Source organism: Bradyrhizobium sp. USDA 4449, assembly GCF_054056275.1.
This window is the reverse complement of sequence record NZ_JBSRYD010000001.1, coordinates 4,116,690-4,136,892: the sequence shown is the minus strand read 5'-3', so window position 1 is coordinate 4,136,892 and position 20,203 is coordinate 4,116,690. Positions and strand designations below refer to the sequence as shown.

At 62.4% G+C, this 20,203-nt stretch carries 22 protein-coding genes and 1 tRNA gene; 13 read left to right on the top strand and 10 right to left on the bottom strand.

The window, feature by feature from the left end; genetic code table 11:
- Positions 1 to 41 precede the first annotated feature (41 nt).
- Positions 42 to 3,440 carry a phage tail tape measure protein gene (locus ACVIIW_RS19220; RefSeq protein WP_456702156.1) on the bottom strand — a complete coding sequence of 1,133 codons (3,399 nt, stop codon included), beginning with the start codon at positions 3,438 to 3,440 and terminating at the stop codon, positions 42 to 44.
- 648 nt (positions 3,441 to 4,088) lie between these two features.
- On the opposite strand from ACVIIW_RS19220, the gene ACVIIW_RS19215 reads away from it, so the two are divergent.
- On the top strand, positions 4,089 to 4,781 hold the full coding sequence (locus tag ACVIIW_RS19215; protein WP_456702155.1) for a recombinase family protein: 693 nt from the start codon (positions 4,089 to 4,091) through the stop codon (positions 4,779 to 4,781).
- A 23-nt stretch (positions 4,782 to 4,804) separates the two neighbouring features.
- On the opposite strand, the gene ACVIIW_RS19210 is transcribed toward ACVIIW_RS19215, so the two are convergent.
- From ACVIIW_RS19210 to ACVIIW_RS19185, 6 genes are all read right to left on the bottom strand, one after another.
- The gene (locus ACVIIW_RS19210) at positions 4,805 to 5,056 is read right to left on the bottom strand and encodes a hypothetical protein (RefSeq protein WP_456702154.1); all 252 of its coding nucleotides are present in this window, start codon (positions 5,054 to 5,056) and stop codon (positions 4,805 to 4,807) included.
- An 84-nt stretch (positions 5,057 to 5,140) separates the two neighbouring features.
- Positions 5,141 to 5,413 (bottom strand): hypothetical protein, encoded by a 273-nt coding sequence (locus ACVIIW_RS19205; protein WP_456702153.1) that lies wholly within the window; start codon positions 5,411 to 5,413, stop codon positions 5,141 to 5,143.
- 1 nt (position 5,414) lies between these two features.
- Positions 5,415 to 5,783, bottom strand: coding sequence for a hypothetical protein (locus tag ACVIIW_RS19200; RefSeq protein WP_456702152.1), 369 nt, complete (start codon positions 5,781 to 5,783; stop codon positions 5,415 to 5,417).
- A 594-nt stretch (positions 5,784 to 6,377) separates the two neighbouring features.
- Positions 6,378 to 7,046 carry a hypothetical protein gene (locus ACVIIW_RS19195; RefSeq protein WP_456702151.1) on the bottom strand — a complete coding sequence of 223 codons (669 nt, stop codon included), beginning with the start codon at positions 7,044 to 7,046 and terminating at the stop codon, positions 6,378 to 6,380.
- A gap of 123 nt (positions 7,047 to 7,169) precedes the next feature.
- Positions 7,170 to 8,135 carry a hypothetical protein gene (locus ACVIIW_RS19190; protein ID WP_456702150.1) on the bottom strand — a complete coding sequence of 322 codons (966 nt, stop codon included), beginning with the start codon at positions 8,133 to 8,135 and terminating at the stop codon, positions 7,170 to 7,172.
- Between the two features lie 116 nt (positions 8,136 to 8,251).
- Positions 8,252 to 8,875 (bottom strand): helix-turn-helix domain-containing protein, encoded by a 624-nt coding sequence (locus ACVIIW_RS19185; RefSeq protein WP_456702149.1) that lies wholly within the window; start codon positions 8,873 to 8,875, stop codon positions 8,252 to 8,254.
- 265 nt (positions 8,876 to 9,140) lie between these two features.
- Here ACVIIW_RS19185 and ACVIIW_RS19180 point away from each other — a divergent pair, with 265 nt between their 5' ends.
- Both ACVIIW_RS19180 and ACVIIW_RS19175 read left to right on the top strand, forming a co-directional pair.
- Positions 9,141 to 9,590: a hypothetical protein gene (locus ACVIIW_RS19180; RefSeq protein ID WP_456702148.1), complete on the top strand. Its 450-nt coding sequence runs from the start codon at positions 9,141 to 9,143 to the stop codon at positions 9,588 to 9,590.
- A 289-nt stretch (positions 9,591 to 9,879) separates the two neighbouring features.
- Entirely contained in the window at positions 9,880 to 11,088 is a 1,209-nt protein-coding gene (locus ACVIIW_RS19175; RefSeq protein WP_456702147.1) for a site-specific integrase, read from the top strand.
- 63 nt (positions 11,089 to 11,151) lie between these two features.
- Here ACVIIW_RS19175 and ACVIIW_RS19170 read toward each other — a convergent pair.
- Positions 11,152 to 11,228, bottom strand: a tRNA-Pro gene (locus ACVIIW_RS19170).
- A 68-nt stretch (positions 11,229 to 11,296) separates the two neighbouring features.
- On the opposite strand from ACVIIW_RS19170, the gene ACVIIW_RS19165 reads away from it, so the two are divergent.
- The 6 genes from ACVIIW_RS19165 (at position 11,297) to ACVIIW_RS19140 (ending at position 17,023) form a co-directional block, all read left to right on the top strand.
- Positions 11,297 to 12,286, top strand: a complete 990-nt coding sequence (locus ACVIIW_RS19165) for an L-threonylcarbamoyladenylate synthase (protein ID WP_456702146.1) — start codon at positions 11,297 to 11,299, stop codon at positions 12,284 to 12,286.
- A 17-nt stretch (positions 12,287 to 12,303) separates the two neighbouring features.
- A complete protein-coding gene (locus ACVIIW_RS19160) occupies positions 12,304 to 13,731 on the top strand; it encodes an FAD-binding oxidoreductase (protein ID WP_456702145.1) in 1,428 nt (475 codons plus the stop codon).
- Positions 13,732 to 13,733: 2 nt separating this feature from the next.
- The gene (locus ACVIIW_RS19155; protein ID WP_456702144.1) at positions 13,734 to 14,171 is read left to right on the top strand and encodes a GNAT family acetyltransferase; all 438 of its coding nucleotides are present in this window, start codon (positions 13,734 to 13,736) and stop codon (positions 14,169 to 14,171) included.
- 9 nt (positions 14,172 to 14,180) lie between these two features.
- The gene (locus tag ACVIIW_RS19150; protein WP_456702143.1) at positions 14,181 to 14,762 is read left to right on the top strand and encodes an NUDIX domain-containing protein; all 582 of its coding nucleotides are present in this window, start codon (positions 14,181 to 14,183) and stop codon (positions 14,760 to 14,762) included.
- A gap of 102 nt (positions 14,763 to 14,864) precedes the next feature.
- Positions 14,865 to 15,794 (top strand): glycine reductase, encoded by a 930-nt coding sequence (locus tag ACVIIW_RS19145; protein ID WP_456702142.1) that lies wholly within the window; start codon positions 14,865 to 14,867, stop codon positions 15,792 to 15,794.
- Positions 15,795 to 15,829: 35 nt separating this feature from the next.
- Positions 15,830 to 17,023 carry a CaiB/BaiF CoA transferase family protein gene (locus ACVIIW_RS19140; protein WP_456702141.1) on the top strand — a complete coding sequence of 398 codons (1,194 nt, stop codon included), beginning with the start codon at positions 15,830 to 15,832 and terminating at the stop codon, positions 17,021 to 17,023.
- A gap of 3 nt (positions 17,024 to 17,026) precedes the next feature.
- On the opposite strand, the gene ACVIIW_RS19135 is transcribed toward ACVIIW_RS19140, so the two are convergent.
- Positions 17,027 to 17,404, bottom strand: a complete 378-nt coding sequence (locus ACVIIW_RS19135; RefSeq protein ID WP_456702140.1) for a hypothetical protein — start codon at positions 17,402 to 17,404, stop codon at positions 17,027 to 17,029.
- Positions 17,405 to 17,459: 55 nt separating this feature from the next.
- Here ACVIIW_RS19135 and ACVIIW_RS19130 point away from each other — a divergent pair, with 55 nt between their 5' ends.
- Positions 17,460 to 17,765 carry a tautomerase family protein gene (locus ACVIIW_RS19130; protein ID WP_456702139.1) on the top strand — a complete coding sequence of 102 codons (306 nt, stop codon included), beginning with the start codon at positions 17,460 to 17,462 and terminating at the stop codon, positions 17,763 to 17,765.
- A 60-nt stretch (positions 17,766 to 17,825) separates the two neighbouring features.
- On the opposite strand, the gene ACVIIW_RS19125 is transcribed toward ACVIIW_RS19130, so the two are convergent.
- Positions 17,826 to 18,584 carry an SOS response-associated peptidase gene (locus ACVIIW_RS19125; protein WP_456702138.1) on the bottom strand — a complete coding sequence of 253 codons (759 nt, stop codon included), beginning with the start codon at positions 18,582 to 18,584 and terminating at the stop codon, positions 17,826 to 17,828.
- Positions 18,585 to 18,647: 63 nt separating this feature from the next.
- Here ACVIIW_RS19125 and ACVIIW_RS19120 point away from each other — a divergent pair, with 63 nt between their 5' ends.
- The 3 genes from ACVIIW_RS19120 to ACVIIW_RS19110 all read left to right on the top strand — a co-directional run bounded on the left by ACVIIW_RS19120 (position 18,648) and on the right by ACVIIW_RS19110 (position 20,081).
- Complete coding sequence (locus ACVIIW_RS19120) at positions 18,648 to 19,148, top strand: hypothetical protein (RefSeq protein WP_456702137.1); 501 nt, start codon at positions 18,648 to 18,650, stop codon at positions 19,146 to 19,148.
- Between the two features lie 17 nt (positions 19,149 to 19,165).
- On the top strand, positions 19,166 to 19,600 hold the full coding sequence (locus ACVIIW_RS19115) for an NUDIX hydrolase (RefSeq protein ID WP_456702136.1): 435 nt from the start codon (positions 19,166 to 19,168) through the stop codon (positions 19,598 to 19,600).
- A gap of 103 nt (positions 19,601 to 19,703) precedes the next feature.
- On the top strand, positions 19,704 to 20,081 hold the full coding sequence (locus tag ACVIIW_RS19110) for a TIGR02301 family protein (protein ID WP_456702135.1): 378 nt from the start codon (positions 19,704 to 19,706) through the stop codon (positions 20,079 to 20,081).
- Positions 20,082 to 20,203: the final 122 nt, after the last annotated feature.

The window sequence follows — 20,203 nt, the reverse complement described above, 5'->3', positions numbered from 1 at the left end:
TACGGGGACGCGACCCAATTCGCAGTGTCGCGCCCCTATATTCATGTGTATTCGCTTGCAGTGTCGTGCGTGCGCCAGTTAATGACCTCGTCAATTCGGCGCTGCACCAATGTGGCGAGCGCTTCTGGATCGTGGCTGCTGCCGTTGATGTGGATCTGAACAGGTCCACCTCCCCCATAACCACCGGCGCCAGGTCCGGGCGCATTCGGCGGTGGAGGCGTTGGTACGTTCTGGATCACTCTGGAGGGGACATCTGCACCGTAGTTCGTACCAGGGACGGCCCCCATGTTACGGAGTTGCCACTGATTGTAACGACCACGCTCTCCATTGAGGTCAAAGTGCATCAAGTCGCGTTGACCGCCGCCGCCGAGCTGTGTGCCGAAGGCGCCACCCCAAGCGAACTTGCCCTTCAGGTTCGGATAGCGAGCGAGCATCTCGCCGTAAGAATGGCGAGCCAGCAACGCGTACATGCCAGTCGGGTCTTCGCCTCGGTTCGAGATTGCTTTCCCGTCGGGTCCGATGATCCTGTAGTCGGCTGCATTGCCGTTGTGGTTGGCTTGTCTTGCGCCTCGGAAACCCGAGGACATCTCGACCTTGTACCCTTCCGGCAGGTGCGTTGCCGCAGCGTTCACGATCTCCTGCAACCGTGCATCAACACCTTTGACGAGCTTGCCAGGTCCCACACCTCCACCCGCTCCGTCTAACTTATATCGCAGCGCGTCTAGGCTGTTTCGATACCTCGTGGGCGAGTTGTCGATCTTCGGAGACTCAAAGTTATTCGTCAGCGTTGTGGTAGCCTGGCGCATGTTGTCTTCGCTTGCGCCCATGAGAGCGTTGCGAGACGGAGCATAGGCTCTTTCGGTCATGGCCTCGTGAGCCATGTACCGCATCTGACCTTCAAGGCTGTTTTTGGCATAGCCGTTGGCATTCAACCAGTTGAGCATCTTATTACGACGGCTCAATCTGGCGCCGTAAATGCCGTAACCCGTGCCACGATCCTGGACCAGGTTGGGGTTGAGATTGCTCTCCGCCATCGCCTGGCCGACCAGCAACGAAGCTGCGTGGTTCAAGTTCGCCTCCGGGACACCCTCCCTGCGCAGCTGGTCGATCGCAGCCTTCTTCGCTACGCTCATGCTTGAGCCGCTGAACCCCAAGCCGCCCCGCGGGGCACTACCACCACCTATCCCGCCAAACGACGGAATCTTGTCTCGCCGGATGATGCTGCCCGAGTTAAACGAGGGCAGCGCCTGACCGGGCGTGCTCTTCAGAAGGCGGGGAACGCCGCCGATGTAGGAGCGTCCGCCGAGACCGACGGGGCCATAGCCGCCGCTTGCTCCACTGATGGAAGCATATTGCAAGCCACCCATCGTGCCGCTATTCATGAACGCCGCGCGTTCGACCCTGCCCGTGAACTTGGTCAGATCGTCGGACAGGTCGCTGGTGCGACGCATGCCCGAGAAGTCTGTCGCGCCGTAATAGCTGCTCTTGTGGTAGAGGTTTTTTCTATGGGCGCGCTGACGCTCTCGCCACTGGCTGGTCGTCTCCCGAGGTTGTTTCACATTGGCATCAGGAACGCCATCATTCTGATGGCGTACAGCGAACGCGCTCAAAAGGGCGACGACAGCAGGTAGGCCGGCGATGAATGCGAGAGCATTGCCTAGCCCTGTGAGACCGATGGTGACAGCAGCTAGAACGTTCAGCACGGGCGACAGCGCCGCAAGAGCCACGGTCAGTCCGGTCAGTTGCGCGACAAGTTGACCCATCTCCCTGGCATCTGCCGGATTTTTCCCAGTGAGGAATCCCAGCGCTGAGAAGGCGCCCTTAAGCCCGCTGGCAAATTCGCGAATGCCTTCCGCGAAGCCCTTGCCGAACTCCCGCCACTTCGCGACGGTACCGGCATCCAAGTTGTCGGCCATGGATTTGACGACTTCGCCCCAATTCTCGAGCCCGAAGCCCTCGCGAGCGCCATCAACTAGTGCTGCAAAATGTTCGCGGATCGTGTCGAAGTTGAACGAGTCGGCGAGGCTGATGATGGAGTCGCTGATCTGATCAAACCAGGTCTCAAGACCAGCACCAACCTTCTCCCAGACTAGGCCCAGCGCGGCGACGATCGACGACCACCTGCCTTGCATCGAACGTATCTTCTGCAACGCGGTCTTGTCGAGGAAGCCCGGCTTGCTCTCGATGTCCTTCAATACGTCCCGCAGCTTGTCTCGACCTAATACAACTGTAAGTAGTTCATCCATCCATTCGCGACCACCGATCTGCTTCGCGACCTTCGTCCTCAGCTTCTCCGGAAGCCGGGCGAGGCCATCAAGGATTTGCTGAATGGCCTCGATTGGCCGTTCGCGCATGGCCTTGGCCATAGCACCACGCCCTCCAAAACCCAGCGCGTTCGCGGCAGAGTTGAGGTCGCTGGCTTGCTGACCACGGGCGAAATCCGCGCCGGCAATCTGGCTGGTCAGGAACGAGACGAAAGTGCCCATCTTGAACGGTTGGACACCGAGCGAAATGCCGGTGGAGTCTATGGCTGCCAATTGCTCCGGCGTCATCTTGGTTGTCGCGAGCGCAGACAGACTGCGGCGCATCGCCTCGATGATCTCGTTTCCATCGGCAGCGGTGGCGTTGTTCGCGACCGCGACCGCATCCAGGATTTTGCTGAACCGGCCGGTGTCCCACGGCATCTGAGTCGAGAGACGACCGAGCAACTTGCCGACTGCCTCCGGGTTGACGTCGAGGCCGGCCTGCGCCTTGAGAGCCAACTCAGCGAACTGGCCGGCGTACTCTTTGGCGACTCCGGCCTTCAGCCCTTCCACCGCCGTGTCGATGACCTTGGTGCTGCCGACGCCATACTTGATGCCGGCCTTGTCCGCGAAGTCCCGGCGAAGCTTCGCGACCTCGCCCTTGCCCAGGTCGCCGAACATTTGGGCGCGCACCTCGGAGGCTTGGACCTCCATACGCTTCCGGAGGGCGCTCGCTAAACCGGCGCCCGTGATAGCCGCACCGGCTACAATGGTGCGGATGCTCGGCGCAGGCACGCGGCCGCCACCGTATGACCTACTGGAGCCAGGACGTCGCTTTACAGCAGCCCGGCGCTCAATCTGACGCAGATAACTGGACTCGAGCCTCCCCAGCTCGGCGTAGGTTCGCCGACTTTCGGCCAAGCGCTGGGCATTCGCCCTGGCCCAGTCCGTCGAGTAGGTGCGGGCGGCCGACCGGCTAAGGTTGGCCATTCCCCGCAACTGGTCTGCTGCCGCTTTCGTCGCGCGGCTGAGCCCGTCGAATGATTGCATGCCGGTGCGGCCGACGCTGCTGAACGAGGCGTTGAAACTCTTTGCAGTGGACTCCAGCTTTTTGATATCTGCAATGATCTTAAGAAGGGCCGGAGACATTTCGTTGAGGGCGATTAGTCTAGCGCGGATGTCGAGATTTTCGGACATTAAGGGGGTCTCTTGGTTGAGGCGAGTAAATCGCCTTTTCGAAAATGCGCTGGTGCGGCGCTTGGATTGGTGATGCCCGATTATTTCGGGGGTGGGCTGAGAAAATCGGCCTTTTGGTAATTCGAAGTCGGAGGTGGTTGGCCGACCCAGGGGCTATGCCGCATAAAAAACTCGCGACTTCACCCGGCCCTTGCGACCGCTGGGAAACCTTCGCTGCCGGTGCAACAGGGATGATGCTGACGCCGATGGTGCAGGCGGTGGCGGTGCTCTGTCCTTCCGATTTGTCAACGTGGCCGTGCGCTCATCGTTGACGCTGAGGCATGCAGCGCCAATCTCAGCCACTCCAGACCAAAGCTCCGCCGACGCCGCATCCTTCGCCCGCGGAAGAGACGTTGCGGATGATCGAAGAGTACGCAGCGAACTTGCGGACGATCCTTGCGAAGCTCAGCCGCCTGAACTGAGCGCGAGGGGCTGGCCCCTTGGCTGGGGCCTTCATCAAGGGACGCCAGACGACTTGGAGCCTCACGGGCGCAGGGCTTGGCTTCGCTCTTCCGACCGTCGCTCGATTGAAGTTTTCAGTTGATCAAGCCGTCGCCTGCCCGTTACATATACGTCAACGGACGATGAAGTATTTGTAACAGGCTGGCCATGGCGAAACATAATGGGAAGTTCGTCACCTACTACCGGGTTTCCACAGGCAAGCAGGGCAGGTCTGGTCTAGGCATTGAGGCTCAACGCGCGGCGGTCGCGGCGTATCTCAACGATGGCGACTGGACGATCGTTGCCGAGTTCACCGAGGTAGAGTCAGGTAAGCGATCTGACCGGCCCGCGCTGGAGCAGGCACTGGCCGCAGCGCGACTGCATCGGGCTGCGCTGGTGGTCTCGAAGGTTGATCGCCTTACACGCTCTGTGGCCTTCCTGTCCCGCCTGCTTGAGGCTGGCGTTGACGTTCGGTTCGCGGATCTGCCCGTGATCGAAGGCGCTACCGGTCGCTTCCTTCTTCAGCAGATGGTGGCGGTGGCGGAGCTGGAAGCCGGCATGATCTCAGCCCGCACCAAGGCGGCACTGGCAGCGGCCAAGCGGCGCGGTAAGCAGCTTGGTGGCAACCGTGGCGTTGTCCCTGGCGCGAAGATGCAGGAAGCATCTCGGAAAGCCTTGTTGGAGCGAACCACGAAACATGCAGCTGATATCGGCCCGACGATCCGCAAGCTACAGGCAGACGGCGCAACATCCCTACGGGCGATTGCAGATGGCTTGAACCAGGCCGGCATTCCTACCGCGCTCGGCAACGGAAAGTGGCAGGCAGTGCAGGTGCAGCGCGTCTTGGCGCGGCTTGCGTGAGAGGGCGGCCAAGCTGTCCTGACTCAACGAAACGCCTTGCACGCATCCCCGCTGCGGAAGGTTCCAGATGGACAGGTCTTGCCCATCACCGGGAAGGCGTGTGGCGTGTCCTGGTGCAGCGCCTCACAGAACGCGCCCTTGCCTACAAATCCTGTCGGGCAGGTGCCGGTGCGCTGGATACGCTCCCGGCCATCGTGCGTCGGTGTTGGATAGGCTGACTCGGCGAGGGTGGGAGACGCGGTAGAGAGAGCCGCGAGCACCGCAAGCAGGGCCATCCGAGCATCCATCATCTACCGCGCCTCCACGAACGGGCGAGCCCCCGGGAGTGAGGCCGCTACTCGCCCGTTCAATCTAGTAACCTAGCCGCAGGCTGCCAGTGTTGCTGTGCTGATCTCCGCTTCAACCTCAGCAAGCCGTGCTTTGGCGGCTTCCAGAGCTGCTTCGGCAGCCGGCACACTGGCGACGGCGCGTTCATGTGCCTCGATGGCTGCGGCCACCTCAGCCTCAGCGGCCGCCAATCGCTGGCCCCGCTCGCGGGCGACGAGATGCTGAGCGCGTTGCTGCCGGGCGTGGGGGTCCAATGCCTCGATGGCAGACCTGGTGGCGGTGGCACTTCGTAGTCGTCGGCTCATGTCAGTTCCCTTTCCCTTCGCGGAGAGCTGCGACCTCGTCCATCATGGCCTTGGTGATGCCGGTGGCCCTGGCACGACGCGCATGCCAGGCGGCGTCCAGTGGCCGCCTGCGGCGCATTTCTCCGATCGTGCGTTCAGAGTCCGGCTTGTCAGGCTGCTGCACCTTGCTGAAGCCACTTGGCGCCCTGGCGTACAGATCTTTGAGGTAGTCCCCGACCTTCAACCCGCCCTTGCCTGGGACCATAATCAGGCCATGTTCAATTTTCGATCCGGCCAAGTCGATCGCAACGGTGGTCATCGTCGCGGAGTTGATTGCAAAGCCGACTGCTCGTGCAGCCGCGACAATCGCGTCCTCAATTTCATTGCTCATCACGCAGCCTCACGACGAAGAGCGGCGATTAGGGCGCGCCGGCACCATGAGCTTCGGTTCGGTGCGCTCGGATCGTCTGCCTGTGCGGCTCGGTCGATATGCTCGATCAGGACCTTCGGCAGCAACATCGAAACGTGCTGCATCGGACTCGTCAGAAGCTCATGGGCTTCGAACTGTTGTTTCACGTATGGTCTCCAAAACGGAAAAGCCCGCGTGCCAGTGAAGGCAGCGGGCGGGTGGACGGTGGTGGTGGAAAAGAAAGAGGGGCCAGTGCGGCCCCTTGCGATTCCTGCCCTGTCATTTTCAGCTAACGAGGGGCATTGTAAGCTATTTACTAGCACATTTCTGAGAAAAATCAAGTAGATTTATGGTTGTGTAGGCGAGACTTCGTCATTTTTAATTGCTTCTTTTAATTGGATGCGTGACTTCTTGGCGGCTGCCGAGCAAGTCACTTAAAGAATGTTGATCATCATTCCATATGACAGTCATCATTGCACGGAAAGTTCCTAGTGTGACTGAATGGTATCGCCTCTAAGACGCTCTGCCGCGGCCGCTGAGGCGGGTTAGATGATCAGGACCACTCGGGCCGCTCCCCTATGAGATAAGCGCCTGTACGGCGGCCCCGACGGTTGGGAAGCGACCCTCCTGCTGGTGGCGGAAACTGATGCCGTCCCCCGGCACGATGCCGAGCTCATCCCGGAGCCCGGTCAGGACAAGGCTAGCGGTCCTGGTCTTGATCTCGAACATGTTCTGGGCGCTTGGCTTGCGGTTCGGACAATAGATCCCGTGCGCGACCTCGCTATCGCCGGTCCGAGCGAGGGCAACGGCGGCCCGCCTGAGTTTGTCTGCGGACTTCGCCGTGTTGAGCCATCGCATCCACGCGAGGACTCCCATGGCGCGTTCCTCATCGCGCTGGGGAAGACACCGCGGCATCGCGCTGTCGTCGAACGGCTTCATCGAGGACAGGATGCGGTTGCGTTCAAGGGCCGCAACTTCGTTGTGCGACAGGCCGATTGAGTGGGTCCAATTCGATCGGTTGCCGGAGGTCAGCCATCGCCGTTCCCGGTCTGGCGTCTTGTCGATGGTCTCGATGGACTCGATGAGGAGCTGCCAAATCACGTCCCGGTGACGCGCTCTGTCGGCCTTGAGACCTCGGGCGAGTTCGGCTCCGTGGTCGAGCCACCTAAGCGCGTCCGCGCGATCGGAGGGTTGGCGGAAGGTCGAGCTGGCGTGGGTGGTGGTCGTGGCTGCGGTGGTGTTCATGGTCGCGGAATTCCTTAGTATCGGGCGGCGCGCCTTTACGGTGCAGCAGCGGCATGTTGGACTGAGAACTGGATGGGCCGGCAGCAGCAACGAATGCTGCTGCCCCCGAACCTCTGGGTCTAACTAGATTGCGACCCGCTTCGTGTGCCGCCCTCCACCTGCAGGCGGAAGACGATACGTTTGCCAGTACCGTTCCCTCATGAACCGGACGGGATATACATGGCGGTCCGGCGGGGTGTCCCGCATGTAACATTTAAGGCCGTGTCTCACCTGCTCGGACTTGGTGATGACTCCGGCTCTGCAGTCCTCAACGAAATACTTCACAAACTCGTCGTGTTCCTTGGCCGGTGCCCGTTGGAACATGAGCCATATCTTCTCAGCGGCTTCCACATACCGAACATCTTCCGGCGACATGCTTCCCTCACCACCAGCCTGCGAACCAGCAGCCTGGTGGGCTCGCTCGTCAGAGGCGGGCGGGTCTTTGGGTGGGGTCTTTGAGTGGGGTGAATGGGTAGAGTCGGGTGCACGCTGCGCACCCTTTTCGGAGCCGGACGCACCCTTTTCGGAGCCGCATGCACCCTTTTCTGGAGCCGCGCGCACTCTTTCTTTTTTTTCCAACGGAGCATCGTCGGCATCCTCTGCTTGATTTTCATTCGCAGCGCCGAACCTATTCCAACCTGGCAGCCAGTATTCATTGAAGTTCGACCGACCACCCTTCGGCCGGCCATCATCGGTCAGGTCGCGCTTCACCTTCACGATCCCCAAGGCCTCAAGTAAGGGCATGTTGTCCTGCACCGCCCGCTCTGAGCATCCAGACTCTGTTGCCAGTGTCTCGACATTCATCCAGGCCTTTCCCCAAAGTTTCGAGTCTTCATGCGTGCCTTCATTCGACATATCGACCAAGGGCACCAGCATCCGAAATTGGACGTGGGAGATCTTCTCGTTGCGGCACAGATCGCGGATGAACTGCATCTTGTTTCCGCCGCGGTTGATCCTGACTAGGATGCCATCCGGCGAGGTGAAGGCAGGCGTGTTGTCGTTTGCGTGCTTGTTTTTTCGGCGGTTTTGCATTATGCTGTTCTTGTTCAATCTTAAATCTTAGCAGGTTGATCATCAGATATTCGGGAGCCGTGACGCGCCAACGTCGCGGCTTTACTCGTTTGTCGAATGACACGGCCTGTGGCTGCCGGTCGAGCCGCGATTGCTTAGTCGATCACGACCTCCACAATCACCGCAATGTCCCCGATCTCATCGAACGCCATTTTCTCATCCTCATTGGCTGGCATGGATCTCGATAGGCTGAGGCCGTTTTCAGTAATTCCCAGCAGCAGTCGAACTCTCGTCCGACCGTCTTTTCCCGTCAGCATCACGAGATCCCCGCCGCTAGGATCACGAGCCCTCGTCGCGAACATGAGTGCGCGAGGTCTGAACCACAGACCCAACGACTCATCCGGATTTCGAAAAGCAAACGCCGTGTCGTCGTCCTTCAAATGAAACGGTGCCGGCACGACTTCGGCCTTTGATACCTTCACCCTGGAATGAGAGCTGGCTGGCAGAGCAGATACGCTCCGCACATCGATGAGACGGTAAGGATGCGACGACGATTGCCATCCCCATTTCGAATGGTCTCCACCAATCTGATCGACGTCGGTTACGTGATCCCTCAGGTGCACGGGTAACGGCTCCCCTGCCCCACGAGCGATCTTCTCCAGCGTTCTCTGCGAGAAGACGTATTCATAATTTGGCTGGTTCAGGGCCCTCAGGATGGTTGAGGGCGAAATGCCTGCGTTGCGAGCCAGGTCCGTGCCGCTCCAATCCTTCTTCCGCATGAGCAGCCGGATCCACGTGATAACGGCCTCCTTCGACCGACTTGATTTTCGACGGCCACGAGCCACCAGCTGAACCTCCAATAATTCATTTGCATTCTTATCACAAAAAGCAAACGAGTGCAAGCGCAAGAAGGGCTTGCGGCCAGGCCCAGGACCGCGAACCTGAAGCTCTAGTGCCATTTCTCGCTTCGAACCGCGGACGACACGTCACCCGTCGAAGAGCAGCAACGCTTGCATTATTTGCAGAAATAAGATATTAAAGCAAATGAAGGGCGAGACGCCTCGCCCGAACTCGAAAGGAGAGCAGCCTTTGTCAAATCAGCCACCCGCCAATCAATCGGAGGATCTCGTGGACCAATCAGCCAGTGCACTGCCCACGCAAAACGCTCGGCCGAACTTGACCGGGGCAAGCTACGCCATCGGAAAAGTTCTCGGCGAAGTTTGGGACGATGGGTGCATGGATCTCAATGAGTTCCAGGTTGCATCGGCCATGTGCTTCCAGGCGCTCTCCGAGGGTGAATCCGCAATGTCCTTGGCTGACATCATGACCGCGACCAAGCTGAAAGTGCGCAAAGCAAACCGCGCGATCGAGCGCCTGGCCTCTGCCGGCCTCGTGAGGACGATCCGCCCTTCGATGCAGGAGTTGGAGCGCGGACCGCTGGCGATCAGGTATGAGCTTTGGTCCGCTGCGCGCCTCGTTCAAGCTGATACCTAAACCATGATCCGGGTGGACATGGATATACGGTCCATGTCCACCACACCTAACCACTTGGCGACCGGATGACAAAAGCGCTCGTTCAAGCGGAGGGAATCGCCTCCGCGGTCGGCATCATCGGACCGGCTACGCCACTGAGATTGGAGACAGCAGCCCAGCTCGCGTTTCCTGATGGGTCAATGAAGGTTGCTGGATTGCGCCGCGAGATCGCTCGCGGCCGGCTCGCCTACGAGACCATCGCAAATAAGACTTACGTCACCCTCAACGATATCGAAGAAATGAGGAAACTATGTCGCGTACCAGTAAAGGACCGCGTCTCTATAAGCGCGCTGCGCGCCGAAAGAACGGGGCAATCGTTCGACAACCCGTCTGGGTCGTGCTCGACGGAAGGAAGGAAATCTCCACAGGAGTTGCTGCAACTCCGGATCAATCAAAGGCTCCAGCGGAAGCAGTAAAATTCCTCTCGGACTATTTGATCAAACAGGTGAGGCCTGAGAGGAAGGCGCGCGAGATCGACGACATTCCGATTGCTGACGTACTTTCGATCTACCTCGATGATCATATCGATCCGGAGAAAGCGGAAAGCGAGCTAACTGCTCAGGAGCGCCACTTAGTGCAAGCGATCGGCCGCCTCAATAAATATTGGGGCAGCAAGGTCCTGACAGACATCAACACCCGGGAGTCCAAGGGCTACGTCAAGCACCGCCAGAAGGAAGGCGGCGGCGCCGGTGGCGCGCGCCGTGATCTGGAGATGCTGAGAGCGGCCATCAATCATCACGGCGCTGAAAACCTCCACTACGGGAAGGTCAACGTCTGGCTGCCAGACAAAGGCGAAGCTCGTGAACGATGGCTCACGCGGAGCGAGGCAGCCCGAATGATCTGGAGCGCCTGGCGCTATCGAGAGGTCCAGACGATCCACGTCGGACCGGACAAGGGCAAGAAAATCGTCACCGACCGCCGACCGCTTCGGCATGTCGCCCGCTTCATTCTGATTGGCTGCTACACCGGAACCCGAGCAGGTGCGATTGCATCCGCGTCCAAATTGCGTTCCATCGGCAAATCGTACGTCGATCTGGAGCGGGGAATGTACTACCGCAAGGCAATCGGCAAGAAGACGACGAACAAGCGCCAGCCTCCCGTGTCGATCCCGCCTCGCCTCCTTGCACATATGCGCCGCTGGGACCGACTGGGCATCGCTAAGGAGCACTTTGTCGAATACAACGGTAAGCCCGTTCTCTCCGTCAAAAAGGCCTTCGGGACGGTCGTCAAGCTCGCCAAAATCGACACTACCGTCGAAAATGTAACCCCTCACACGCTCCGCCACACGGCGGCGACGTGGCTGATGCACCAGGGGGTCCCTTTATGGACAGCGGCCGGCTATCTGGGCATGACGGTCGAGGTGCTTGAACGGGTATATGGCCATCACCACCCGGACCATCTTGCGGACGCGGTACGGGGTATCACGGCCAAGCGGCCCATGAAAAAAGCCGTGGTCTGATATCAATCTTGGGCTATTTCTTGGGCTTGAAAAAAGTGCAAAACACTAAGTATCTGAAAGTCTTGGTCGGAGTGGCAGGATTCGAACCTGCGACCCCTGCGTCCCGAACGCAGTGCTCTACCGGGCTGAGCCACACTCCGACAAGAGGCCGGCTTATAGCGTCGGGTTTGGCGCACCGCAAGCGGCCGTTATGAGGAATTTTGTCCCTGTGAAAACCGGTCTTGAAACGTCGATTTTGCCGGCCGGCCAAGCCGGCGCGGAAGCCGCCGCCCGGACTTTGGCTGCCGGCGGGCTGGTCGCGTTTCCGACCGAGACCGTTTACGGGCTCGGCGCCGACGCGGCGAACGCGACCGCGATCGCCCATCTCTATGCCGCCAAGGGCCGGCCAGCCTTCAATCCGCTGATCGCCCACGTCGCAGATCTCGCCGCGGCACGGCGGATCGGGCGGTTCGACGCGCGCGCGTTGCAGCTTGCGCAAGCGTTCTGGCCGGGGCCGTTGACGCTGGTGGTGCCGAAGGCCGACGATTGTCCGGTCTCCGATCTCGCCACGGCGGGCCTGGACACGGTCGCGATCCGCATGCCCGCCCACCCCGTGGCGGAAGCGATCCTTCGCGCCTTTGGCGGCGCGGTGGTAGCGCCCTCCGCCAATATCTCCGGCCACGTCTCGCCGACGCTGGCCGCGCATGTCGCGAGCGACCTTGGCGGGCGGATCGACCTGATCATCGACGGCGGGCCCGTTACGGTGGGCGTGGAATCGACCATCGTCGGATGCTTCGAGGCGCCGATGCTGCTGCGGCCCGGGGGGCTGTCGCGGGAGCGGGTCGAGGCCGTGCTGGGCACGCCCTTGGCGCGAGCGCCCATAGAGACCGAGAGCGACGACAACCAGCCGCTGGCGCCGGGCATGATGGCCTCGCATTACGCGCCGCGCGCCCATGTGCGGCTCGATGCGCGGGACGTTGCCGCCGATGAAGCGCTGCTGGCGTTCGGGCCTGATCGCCTGCCTGGCCAGGAGGCGACCGCCGCTGTCATGAATTTGTCCCCCACGGCTGACCTCGATGAGGCCGCGGCCAATCTGTTCGGCTATCTTCGAGCGCTTGATGCGAAAGCACCGCGAGCGATCGCGGTGATGACGATCCCCGAAGAAGGCCTGGGTGAAGCGATCAATGACCGGCTGCGCCGGGCCGCGGTGGCGAGATAAGAAGCAGAGACGAGACGATGAACATCAATCAATCCGCCATTCCGCCGCTTGCGCCCGAACTGATCGACCAATTCCGCGAGATCGTTGGCGATCGCCACGCGATCACCGACGCCGCCGACATCGAGGCTTACGTCAGCGAGGAGCGCAATCTGTTCCACGGCCGCTCCCCCCTGGTGCTGCGCCCCGGCTCGACGGCGGAAGTGTCCGCGATCTGCAAGCTCGCCTCGCAGCACAAAATCGCGCTGGTGCCGCAGGGTGGCAACACCGGGCTCGTCGGCGGGCAGACGCCGCACAATGGCGAGGTGGTGGTGTCGCTGCGCCGCCTGGACAAGATCCGCGAGGTCGACACCGCCTCCAACACCATGACGGTCGAAGCCGGCGTGGTGCTGCAGATCGCGCAAGCGAAGGCATCCGACGCCGACCGGCTGTTTCCGCTGTCGCTCGGCGCGGAAGGCAGCTGCACCATCGGCGGCAATCTCTCGACCAATGCCGGCGGCACCGCCGCGCTCGCCTATGGCGTCGCGCGCGAGATGGCGCTGGGGCTGGAAGTGGTGCTCGCCGACGGCCGCGTGCTCAACGTGCTGTCGAAGCTGAAGAAGGACAACACCGGCTACAATCTGCACAATCTGTTCATCGGCGCGGAAGGCACGCTCGGCATCATCACTGCGGCAACATTGAAGCTGTTTCCGAAGCCGCGGGCGGTCGAGACCGCCTATGTCGGGCTGAAGTCGCCAGCGGCGGCGCTGAAACTGCTGAGCATCGCGCAAGGCGAGGCTGCGAACGCACTGACGAGCTTCGAGCTGCTGTCGGAGATGGCGGTGGACTTCTCCGTTCGCCACGGCATCGACGTGCGCGATCCCCTCGCTGAGAAGCATCCGTGGTACGTGCTGATGGAATTGTCATCGCCCGGCGACGACGCGCGCACGCCGCTGGAGACGATCCTCACCCGTGCGATGGAAGACGAGATCGTGGACGACGCCGTGATCGCGGCCAACCTGACCCAGCGCAACGCCTTCTGGAAGCTGCGTGAAGAGATGTCGGCGGCACAGAAGCCGGAGGGCGGCTCGATCAAGCACGACATCTCCGTTCCCGTAGCCGCCGTGCCCGAATTCATCGCGGAGGCGAACGCCGCCGTGGTCAAGCTGATCCCGGGCGCGCGGCCGGTGCCGTTCGGCCATCTCGGCGACGGCAATCTGCACTACAATGTCAGCCAGCCCATCGGCGCCGACACCGCGGATTATCTGGCGCGCTGGCACGAGGTGAACGCCGTCGTGTTCGCGATCGTGCTGCGCAAGGGCGGCTCGATCTCGGCCGAGCACGGCATCGGCGTACTCAAACGCGACGAGCTGCCCGAGGTCAAGGACAAGACCGCGATCGAGCTGATGCGCTCGATCAAGGCGATGCTCGATCCGCACGGCATCATGAATCCGGGGAAGGTGCTGTGAGCATGCTTGCGATTGACGCCATCAATGATGCCGATGTCGAGAACGTCGTTGCGCTGTGGCAGCGTTGCGGCCTGACCCGGCCGTGGAACGACCCGCATGCCGACATCGCGCTGGCGCGGCGGCGCGAGAACTCCACCGTGCTGATCGGCCGCGACGCCGGTGCGATCGTCGCGTCCGTCATGGTCGGCCATGACGGACATCGCGGCTGGGCCTACTACGTCGCCGTCGATCCTGATGGGCGCAAGCGCGGTTATGGCCGCGCCGTCATGGCGGCGGCCGAAGACTGGCTGCGCCAAGCCGGCATCGCAAAGCTGCAGCTCCTCGTGCGCCGCGAGAATGCGCAGGCCAATGCGTTCTACCAGTCGCTCGGCTTCGAGGAATCGACGTCGGTGATGTTCCAGAAGTGGCTCGACGGCCGCGAGACCACTGCAAGCAACTGAGATCAAGTCATGACCATTTCCGACCGCGTCCGCATCAAGGACGTCCGCGTGCTCTCGGACGGCTGGACCCCGCTGAGGACCACGACATTCGACTACCGCCGCGCCAATGGCGAATGGCAGACGCAGCACCGCGAGACCTATGAGCGCGACAATGCGGCCGCCGTGCTGCCCTATAATCGCGCGGGCCGCACCGTGATCCTGGTGCGCCAGTTCCGCCTGCCCGCGTTCCTCCGGGGCTACGACGATCTGCTGATCGAGGCAGCCGCCGGCGTGCTGGACGACGCCGCGCCCGAGGTGCGCATCCGCGCCGAGGCCGAGGAGGAAACCGGTTATCGTCTGCACGACGTCCACAAGGTGTTCGAGGCGTTCATGAGCCCCGGCGCCATCACCGAGAAGCTGCATTTCTTCGTCGCCGAATACGAGCCCTCGATGCGCGTCAGCGCCGGCGGCGGCCTCGCGCATGAGGGCGAGGATATCGAGGTGCTGGAGCTCGGTATCGACGAGGCGCTCGCGATGATCGCCGACGGCCGGATCATCGACGCCAAGGCGATCATGCTGCTGCAATACGCGGCGCTGCATATTTTCAGATAGCCCCACCGGGACGACAATTCTGGCCTGCGCGCCCGTGGCGCCTGTTGAGCAAACCACCGACTATCTCTAGTCTGGCCTCAACAAGAACCTGGAGACGCGCCCATGTCCGCTCCGCGCGACGACGAATTCGGCTTTGCGCCCGACCATGATTCCCCCGTGCCCTATATGCAGCGCACGCGGGATTATTACAGCGCGATCGGTTACACCACGCCGTATCGCTGGGCGCATTACACCGAAGCGCCGTTCCAGCCGCTGAAGAAGAAGCTGGCGCAATCGCGCGTCACCATCATCACCACGGCGGCGCCCTACGATCCCGCCAAGGGCGACCAGGGACCGGGCGCGGCGTATAATGGCAGCGCGAAATTTTATCAGGTCTATGACGGCGACACGTCGCGGCAGCACGATCTGCGCATCTCGCATATCGGCTACGACCGCAAGCACACCACGGCCACCGACAACGGCACCTGGTTTCCGCTGCCGCAACTCTTGAACGCAGGCGCCGCGGGTCGCATCGGCGAAGTTGCGCCGCGCTTCTTCGGCGCGCCGACCAACCGCAGCCATCGCGTCACGCTCGACACCGATGCGCCGGAGATTTTGGCGCGCTGCCTTGCCGACCAGGTCGACGTCGCCGTGCTGGTGCCGAACTGCCCGGTCTGCCATCAGACCACGGCGCTGGTGGCGCGGCATCTGGAGGCCAATGGCATTCCGACCGTGATCATGGGCTGCGCCAAGGACATCATCGAGCACGCCGCCGTCCCGCGCTTTCTGTTCTCGGATTTCCCCCTCGGCAATTCTGCCGGCAAGCCGCATGACGTGCCCTCGCAGGCGCAGACGCTGGAGCTGGCGCTCACTCTGTTGGAGACCGCGAGCGGCCCGCAGACGACCATGCAGTCGCCGCTGCGCTGGAGCGAGGATGCCTCCTGGAAGCTCGACTACAACAATGTCGCGCAGCTCTCGCCGGAGGAGCTGGCGCGCCGTCGCGCCGAGTTCGACAAACAGAAGGAGATCGCGCGCGGCAACCGCGCCGCCTGACGTCCTCCAATAACAACAAACAACGGGAGAGAGACGTGACGCGACCGTTCGAGGGCGTGAAGATCCTGGACTTCACCCAAGTTCTGGCCGGCCCCTATGCGAGCTATCAGCTCGCGTTGCTGGGCGCCGATGTCATCAAGGTGGAGCGGCGCGAGGGCGAGGACATGCGCCGGACGCCGCTCTCACGCGAATGGGCCGAGCGCGGGCTGGCGCCGGCGTTCCAGGCCATCAACGGCAACAAGCGCAGCCTCACGCTCGATCTGCAGAAACCTGACGCGATTGCGATCGTGACGAAGCTTGCTGCCCAGGTCGACGTCGTCATGGAAAACTTCCGCCCGGGCGTGATGGACAAGCTCGGCATCGGCTATCAGGCGCTGTCGGCGATCAATCCAAAACTGATCTATTGCGCGGTCTCGGGCTTTGGCCAGACCGGCCCGGATCGATTGCGGCCGGGCTATGACGGCAAGATGCAGGCGCTATCGGGCATCATGGCGATCACCGGTCACCCCGAAACGGGGCCGACGCGCGCGGGTTTTGCGGTGTGCGACGTGCTCTCGGGCGCGACGGCCGCGTTCGGGGTGTCGAGCGCGCTCTATCAGCGCGACCGCACCGGCAAGGGCCAGCTCATCGACGTCTCCATGCTGGAGGCAACCATGGCATTTCTCTCGGGGCAAATCGCGGACTGGTCGGTCGCCGGCCATCGGCAGCAACTCTCGGGAAATCAGGCGGTCAGCCGCCGGACCACCGCAAACCTGTTCAAATGCGGCGACGGTCACATCCTGCTCGCCGTCAACAATGAGAAGCAGTACCGCGTGCTGATGTCCACGCTGGGCCGCGAGGATACGCTCGCCGATCCACGCTTCGCCGACTGGTTTTCCCGCAACGAGAACGAGCCCGCGCTACGCGCCATCATCGAGGAAGCCCTTGCGGCAAAGCCGGCACGCGAGTGGGAGAAAATTCTCGAGGACGCCGGCGCGCCCTGCGCCAGCATCTGGAAGATCGAGGAGATCATCGATCATCCGCAGATCAAGGCGCGCGGCGCGATCCAGGAGCTCGACACACCCTATGGCCGCCTGCGCTTTGCCGGCAGCGGGTTCAAGCTCGCCCATGGCGGCGGCAAGCTCGACCGGATGGCGCCGGAGCTTGGCGCGGATACGGATGCGGTGCTGGGTGAGCTCGGGTTTGATGCAGCTGGCATCGCCGATCTGCGGAAGCGTGAGGTCGTCTGAGAACTAGATCGCCTTCGCCGCGATCTTCGCCGCGGCAAGGATCTCGCGCCTGATGGCATCGTCCTTCACCGCACGCGCCATATCGGCCGCGCCTGTCAGGATCGCCAGCAGCGCCAGCGCCCGCTCACGCGCATGGGCACCGCGAAAGCCCTGCGCGACGAGGTCCACGAGACGCTCCAGCTCGCCCTGGTAAACGGCGCGCGTTGCCGGGTCCGAGCGCGCAACGTCGGAGGAAAAGCTTGGGAGCGCGCAGGCCTCGTCCAGGCCGACCTCCATCCGCGCACCCAGATAGAAATCGATGAACGGATCGCGCCAGCCGCTGCCGTGTTGGGCCTGAAACTGGGCGATGCCGCCGCGCAGGAACGCGAGCCCGTCCGCCACGGCGAGCCGGAACGCATCCGCCTTCGACTCGAAATGAGCGTAAAATGCTCCCGACGTGAGCCCTGCCCCCTTCGCAAGCGGCGAAGTGACCGTGCTGCCGAAGAGCCGCACCTATTCCGGCGGCAAGCCCGCTGACATCGCGGTGTTCGAACTCAAGGTGCCGTCATTCGTGCTGCCGACGCAGGAGCTCAAGGACGCCTGGATTTCCGAGGGAACTGATATCATCGAGAGGGTCGCCGGGGGTCGCATCAAGCGCGAGCACATCTTCGCCAATGTCAGCTACGCCGTCGACGGCGGCTGGGGCATTGGCGGCGAGGCGTACAGCAACGCCGCGCTCGGATCGGCCGTCGCGGCGGCTTGAATCATTGATCGAACAGAAGGTGGGCATGGCGCGTTGCGTCTTTGCCCACCGGCAGCCTGCCTAAAACAAAGACCCCTGCCCGTCTTCCGGCAACGCGCCTGCCGCCTTGCGCGCGGGCTTTTTCGGTTTCGACGTCTCGGCTTCCATCTCCTCGGCGCTGATCGGCAAGAGCAGCTGCTCATCGTCATTGGCGACGCGATTGACGCGGGAGGAGACCGGGTGCCAGGCGAATTCGCCGATACGTGGTGACGCCATCAGCGGCAGGACCGGACCGATCTCGTCGCTCCGGCTGTCGAGCCAGCGCTCGAAATCGCGCGGGCTGATCGTCACGGGCACGCGGTCATGCAACGCGGCGAGATCCTCGCCTGCCGCCGCCGTGACGATCGCCACCGTGTCGAGCTCCTCGCCGTTCGGGCCGATCCAGGTCTCGAACACCGCAGCGAAGCCGAGCGGCGCACCGTCCGCGCGATGGATGAAGAACGGCTGCTTGCGGCCGTCGAGAGACTTCCATTCGTAATAACCATCGGCCGGGATCAGCCCACGGCGCCTGCGTATGGCCTTCTTGAACGCAGGCTTCTCCAGCACCGTCTCGGAACGGGCGTTGATCAGCAGCGTGAAGCCTTTGGGGTCCTTGACCCAGCTCGGCAACAGGCCCCAGCGCATCAGGCGGAAATGGCGCGCGCCGTTCTCGAGCAACACGACCGGAATCGGTTGCGTCGGAGCGACATTGTACCGGGGCGGGAAATTCGGCTGCTCGATGTACCCGAACAGTTGCCGTAAAGCCGCGGGGGCCGAAGTTATGACGAAGCGTCCACACATCTCAGGGCGTCTATATAGGGTCCGTTCAGGTCCTTTTAACCCCGAACGTTAACACTGCGGCGGATGAGCTCAATGGCCTCGCAATCCGCGCGGACGCCTGCAGAGACGGCCTCCGAGGCGCAAGCCTGGGCCGAACGACTACGCGTGGCCAACATCAACCCGCGGACCGGGCTTGCCACCGACTATCTCAACCATTTCAATGAAGCCGTCATGCTCCTGGAGATGATCCCGGATATGCCGGAATGCGCTGAGGATTTTCTGACCTGGTCGCCGCTGTCCTATGCCGAGCATTTCACGGCCTCGAACTTCAAGGCGCGGGACCTGGCCATCGAAGCCTATGAGAAGGCCGATCCGAACGTGCGCGCCCAGTTCGACCACCTCACCGACACCATGACCTCGATCCTGATTGCGGTCGGTTCCGCCATGCGCGACGTGGAGAAGGACACGACCCGCGTTCGGCTGGCGGAGCAGGCCACCCTCTGGGTCAAGCCGCTGATCGCGGCCTGCGGCGGCATCATCAATGGCGGCGCGGAAGCCGACGTCGACACCATCATGGCGAATTAGCCAGGGTTGCTGAAAAGATGCCCCCGGTCGCCCAGCCCACCCATCCCCAGATCGCGGTCAGCGCGGCGATTTTCCGCGAGGGCAAGGTGCTGCTGACCCGGCGGGCCCGTTCGCCCGCCAAAGGGTTCTATTCGCTGCCGGGCGGCCGCGTCGAATTCGGCGAATCGCTGCACCAGGCCCTGAGCCGCGAGGTCGACGAGGAGACCGGGCTCGAGATCGAGATCATCAGCCTGGCGGGCTGGCGCGAGGTTTTGCCGGCCGCTCCGGGCGCCGGTCACTACCTGATCATGTCCTTTGCCGCCCGCTGGGTGGCCCGGGAACCGGCCCTGAACGACGAGCTCGACGATTTCAGGTGGATCGCTCCGGATGCGCTGGGCAGCCTCGGCGACCTCAAGATGACCGGGGGCCTGGAGGAGATCATCCAGGCGGCTGCGAGGCTGATCGGCCTCTGAGCGAGCCACGAGCTTCGACACCTCTCCGCAAGCCCGAGAGGCAGCGCACCGCCAGCGCGGCTCGCCTTGCTTCCCCGGCCGCGACGGGGCATACAGCCCGCCGATGTCGATGCGATTTCTGGCCATCCTTGCCCTGATCCTCGCCTGCGCCTCTGCGCCCACCCGGGCCCAGGACGTGGCGGCACCGTTCGACGGCGATTTGCAGCGGCTGGCCGAGATCCTCGGCGGCCTGCACTATCTGCGCGGCATCTGCGGCACCAACGAGGGCAACAAATGGCGCAGCGAGATGCAGGCGCTGATCGATGCCGAAACCCCCTCCGGCGAGCGCCGCACCCGCATGATCGCGGGCTTCAATCGCGGCTACAACGGCTTTCAACAGACCTATCGCAGCTGCACGCCGGCCGCGACGGTCGCGATCCGCCGTTCCATCGAGGAGGGTTCGAAGATCTCGCGCGATCTCACGGCCCGCTACGCGAACTGAGTTTGCGGGAACTCTGTCACCGACTTTATTCACAGCCGTTAACCGTTCTTAAAGATGTGGCCTAGCGGACGTTAATGCGCGTGCTACACCTCTTGCACAGCGCATCGCCGTGGATCGCGCCC

Excerpts from the sequence above, each read along its gene's own strand:
- ACVIIW_RS19215 (WP_456702155.1), top strand. The coding sequence starts at position 4,089 with ATGGCGAAACATAATGGGAAGTTCGTCACCTACTACCGGGTTTCCACA.
- ACVIIW_RS19120 (WP_456702137.1), top strand. The coding sequence starts at position 18,648 with ATGAGCTCAATGGCCTCGCAATCCGCGCGGACGCCTGCAGAGACGGCC.
- ACVIIW_RS19175 (WP_456702147.1), top strand. The coding sequence starts at position 9,880 with ATGTCGCGTACCAGTAAAGGACCGCGTCTCTATAAGCGCGCTGCGCGC.
- ACVIIW_RS19220 (WP_456702156.1), bottom strand. The coding sequence starts at position 3,440 with ATGTCCGAAAATCTCGACATCCGCGCTAGACTAATCGCCCTCAACGAA.
- ACVIIW_RS19145 (WP_456702142.1), top strand. The coding sequence starts at position 14,865 with ATGTCCGCTCCGCGCGACGACGAATTCGGCTTTGCGCCCGACCATGAT.
- ACVIIW_RS19125 (WP_456702138.1), bottom strand. The coding sequence starts at position 18,584 with ATGTGTGGACGCTTCGTCATAACTTCGGCCCCCGCGGCTTTACGGCAA.
- ACVIIW_RS19200 (WP_456702152.1), bottom strand. The coding sequence starts at position 5,783 with ATGAGCAATGAAATTGAGGACGCGATTGTCGCGGCTGCACGAGCAGTC.
- ACVIIW_RS19205 (WP_456702153.1), bottom strand. The coding sequence starts at position 5,413 with ATGAGCCGACGACTACGAAGTGCCACCGCCACCAGGTCTGCCATCGAG.
- ACVIIW_RS19160 (WP_456702145.1), top strand. The coding sequence starts at position 12,304 with ATGAACATCAATCAATCCGCCATTCCGCCGCTTGCGCCCGAACTGATC.
- ACVIIW_RS19195 (WP_456702151.1), bottom strand. The coding sequence starts at position 7,046 with ATGAACACCACCGCAGCCACGACCACCACCCACGCCAGCTCGACCTTC.
- ACVIIW_RS19210 (WP_456702154.1), bottom strand. The coding sequence starts at position 5,056 with ATGGCCCTGCTTGCGGTGCTCGCGGCTCTCTCTACCGCGTCTCCCACC.
- ACVIIW_RS19185 (WP_456702149.1), bottom strand. The coding sequence starts at position 8,875 with ATGCGGAAGAAGGATTGGAGCGGCACGGACCTGGCTCGCAACGCAGGC.
- ACVIIW_RS19110 (WP_456702135.1), top strand. The coding sequence starts at position 19,704 with ATGTCGATGCGATTTCTGGCCATCCTTGCCCTGATCCTCGCCTGCGCC.
- ACVIIW_RS19180 (WP_456702148.1), top strand. The coding sequence starts at position 9,141 with ATGAAGGGCGAGACGCCTCGCCCGAACTCGAAAGGAGAGCAGCCTTTG.
- ACVIIW_RS19155 (WP_456702144.1), top strand. The coding sequence starts at position 13,734 with ATGCTTGCGATTGACGCCATCAATGATGCCGATGTCGAGAACGTCGTT.
- ACVIIW_RS19115 (WP_456702136.1), top strand. The coding sequence starts at position 19,166 with ATGCCCCCGGTCGCCCAGCCCACCCATCCCCAGATCGCGGTCAGCGCG.
- ACVIIW_RS19150 (WP_456702143.1), top strand. The coding sequence starts at position 14,181 with ATGACCATTTCCGACCGCGTCCGCATCAAGGACGTCCGCGTGCTCTCG.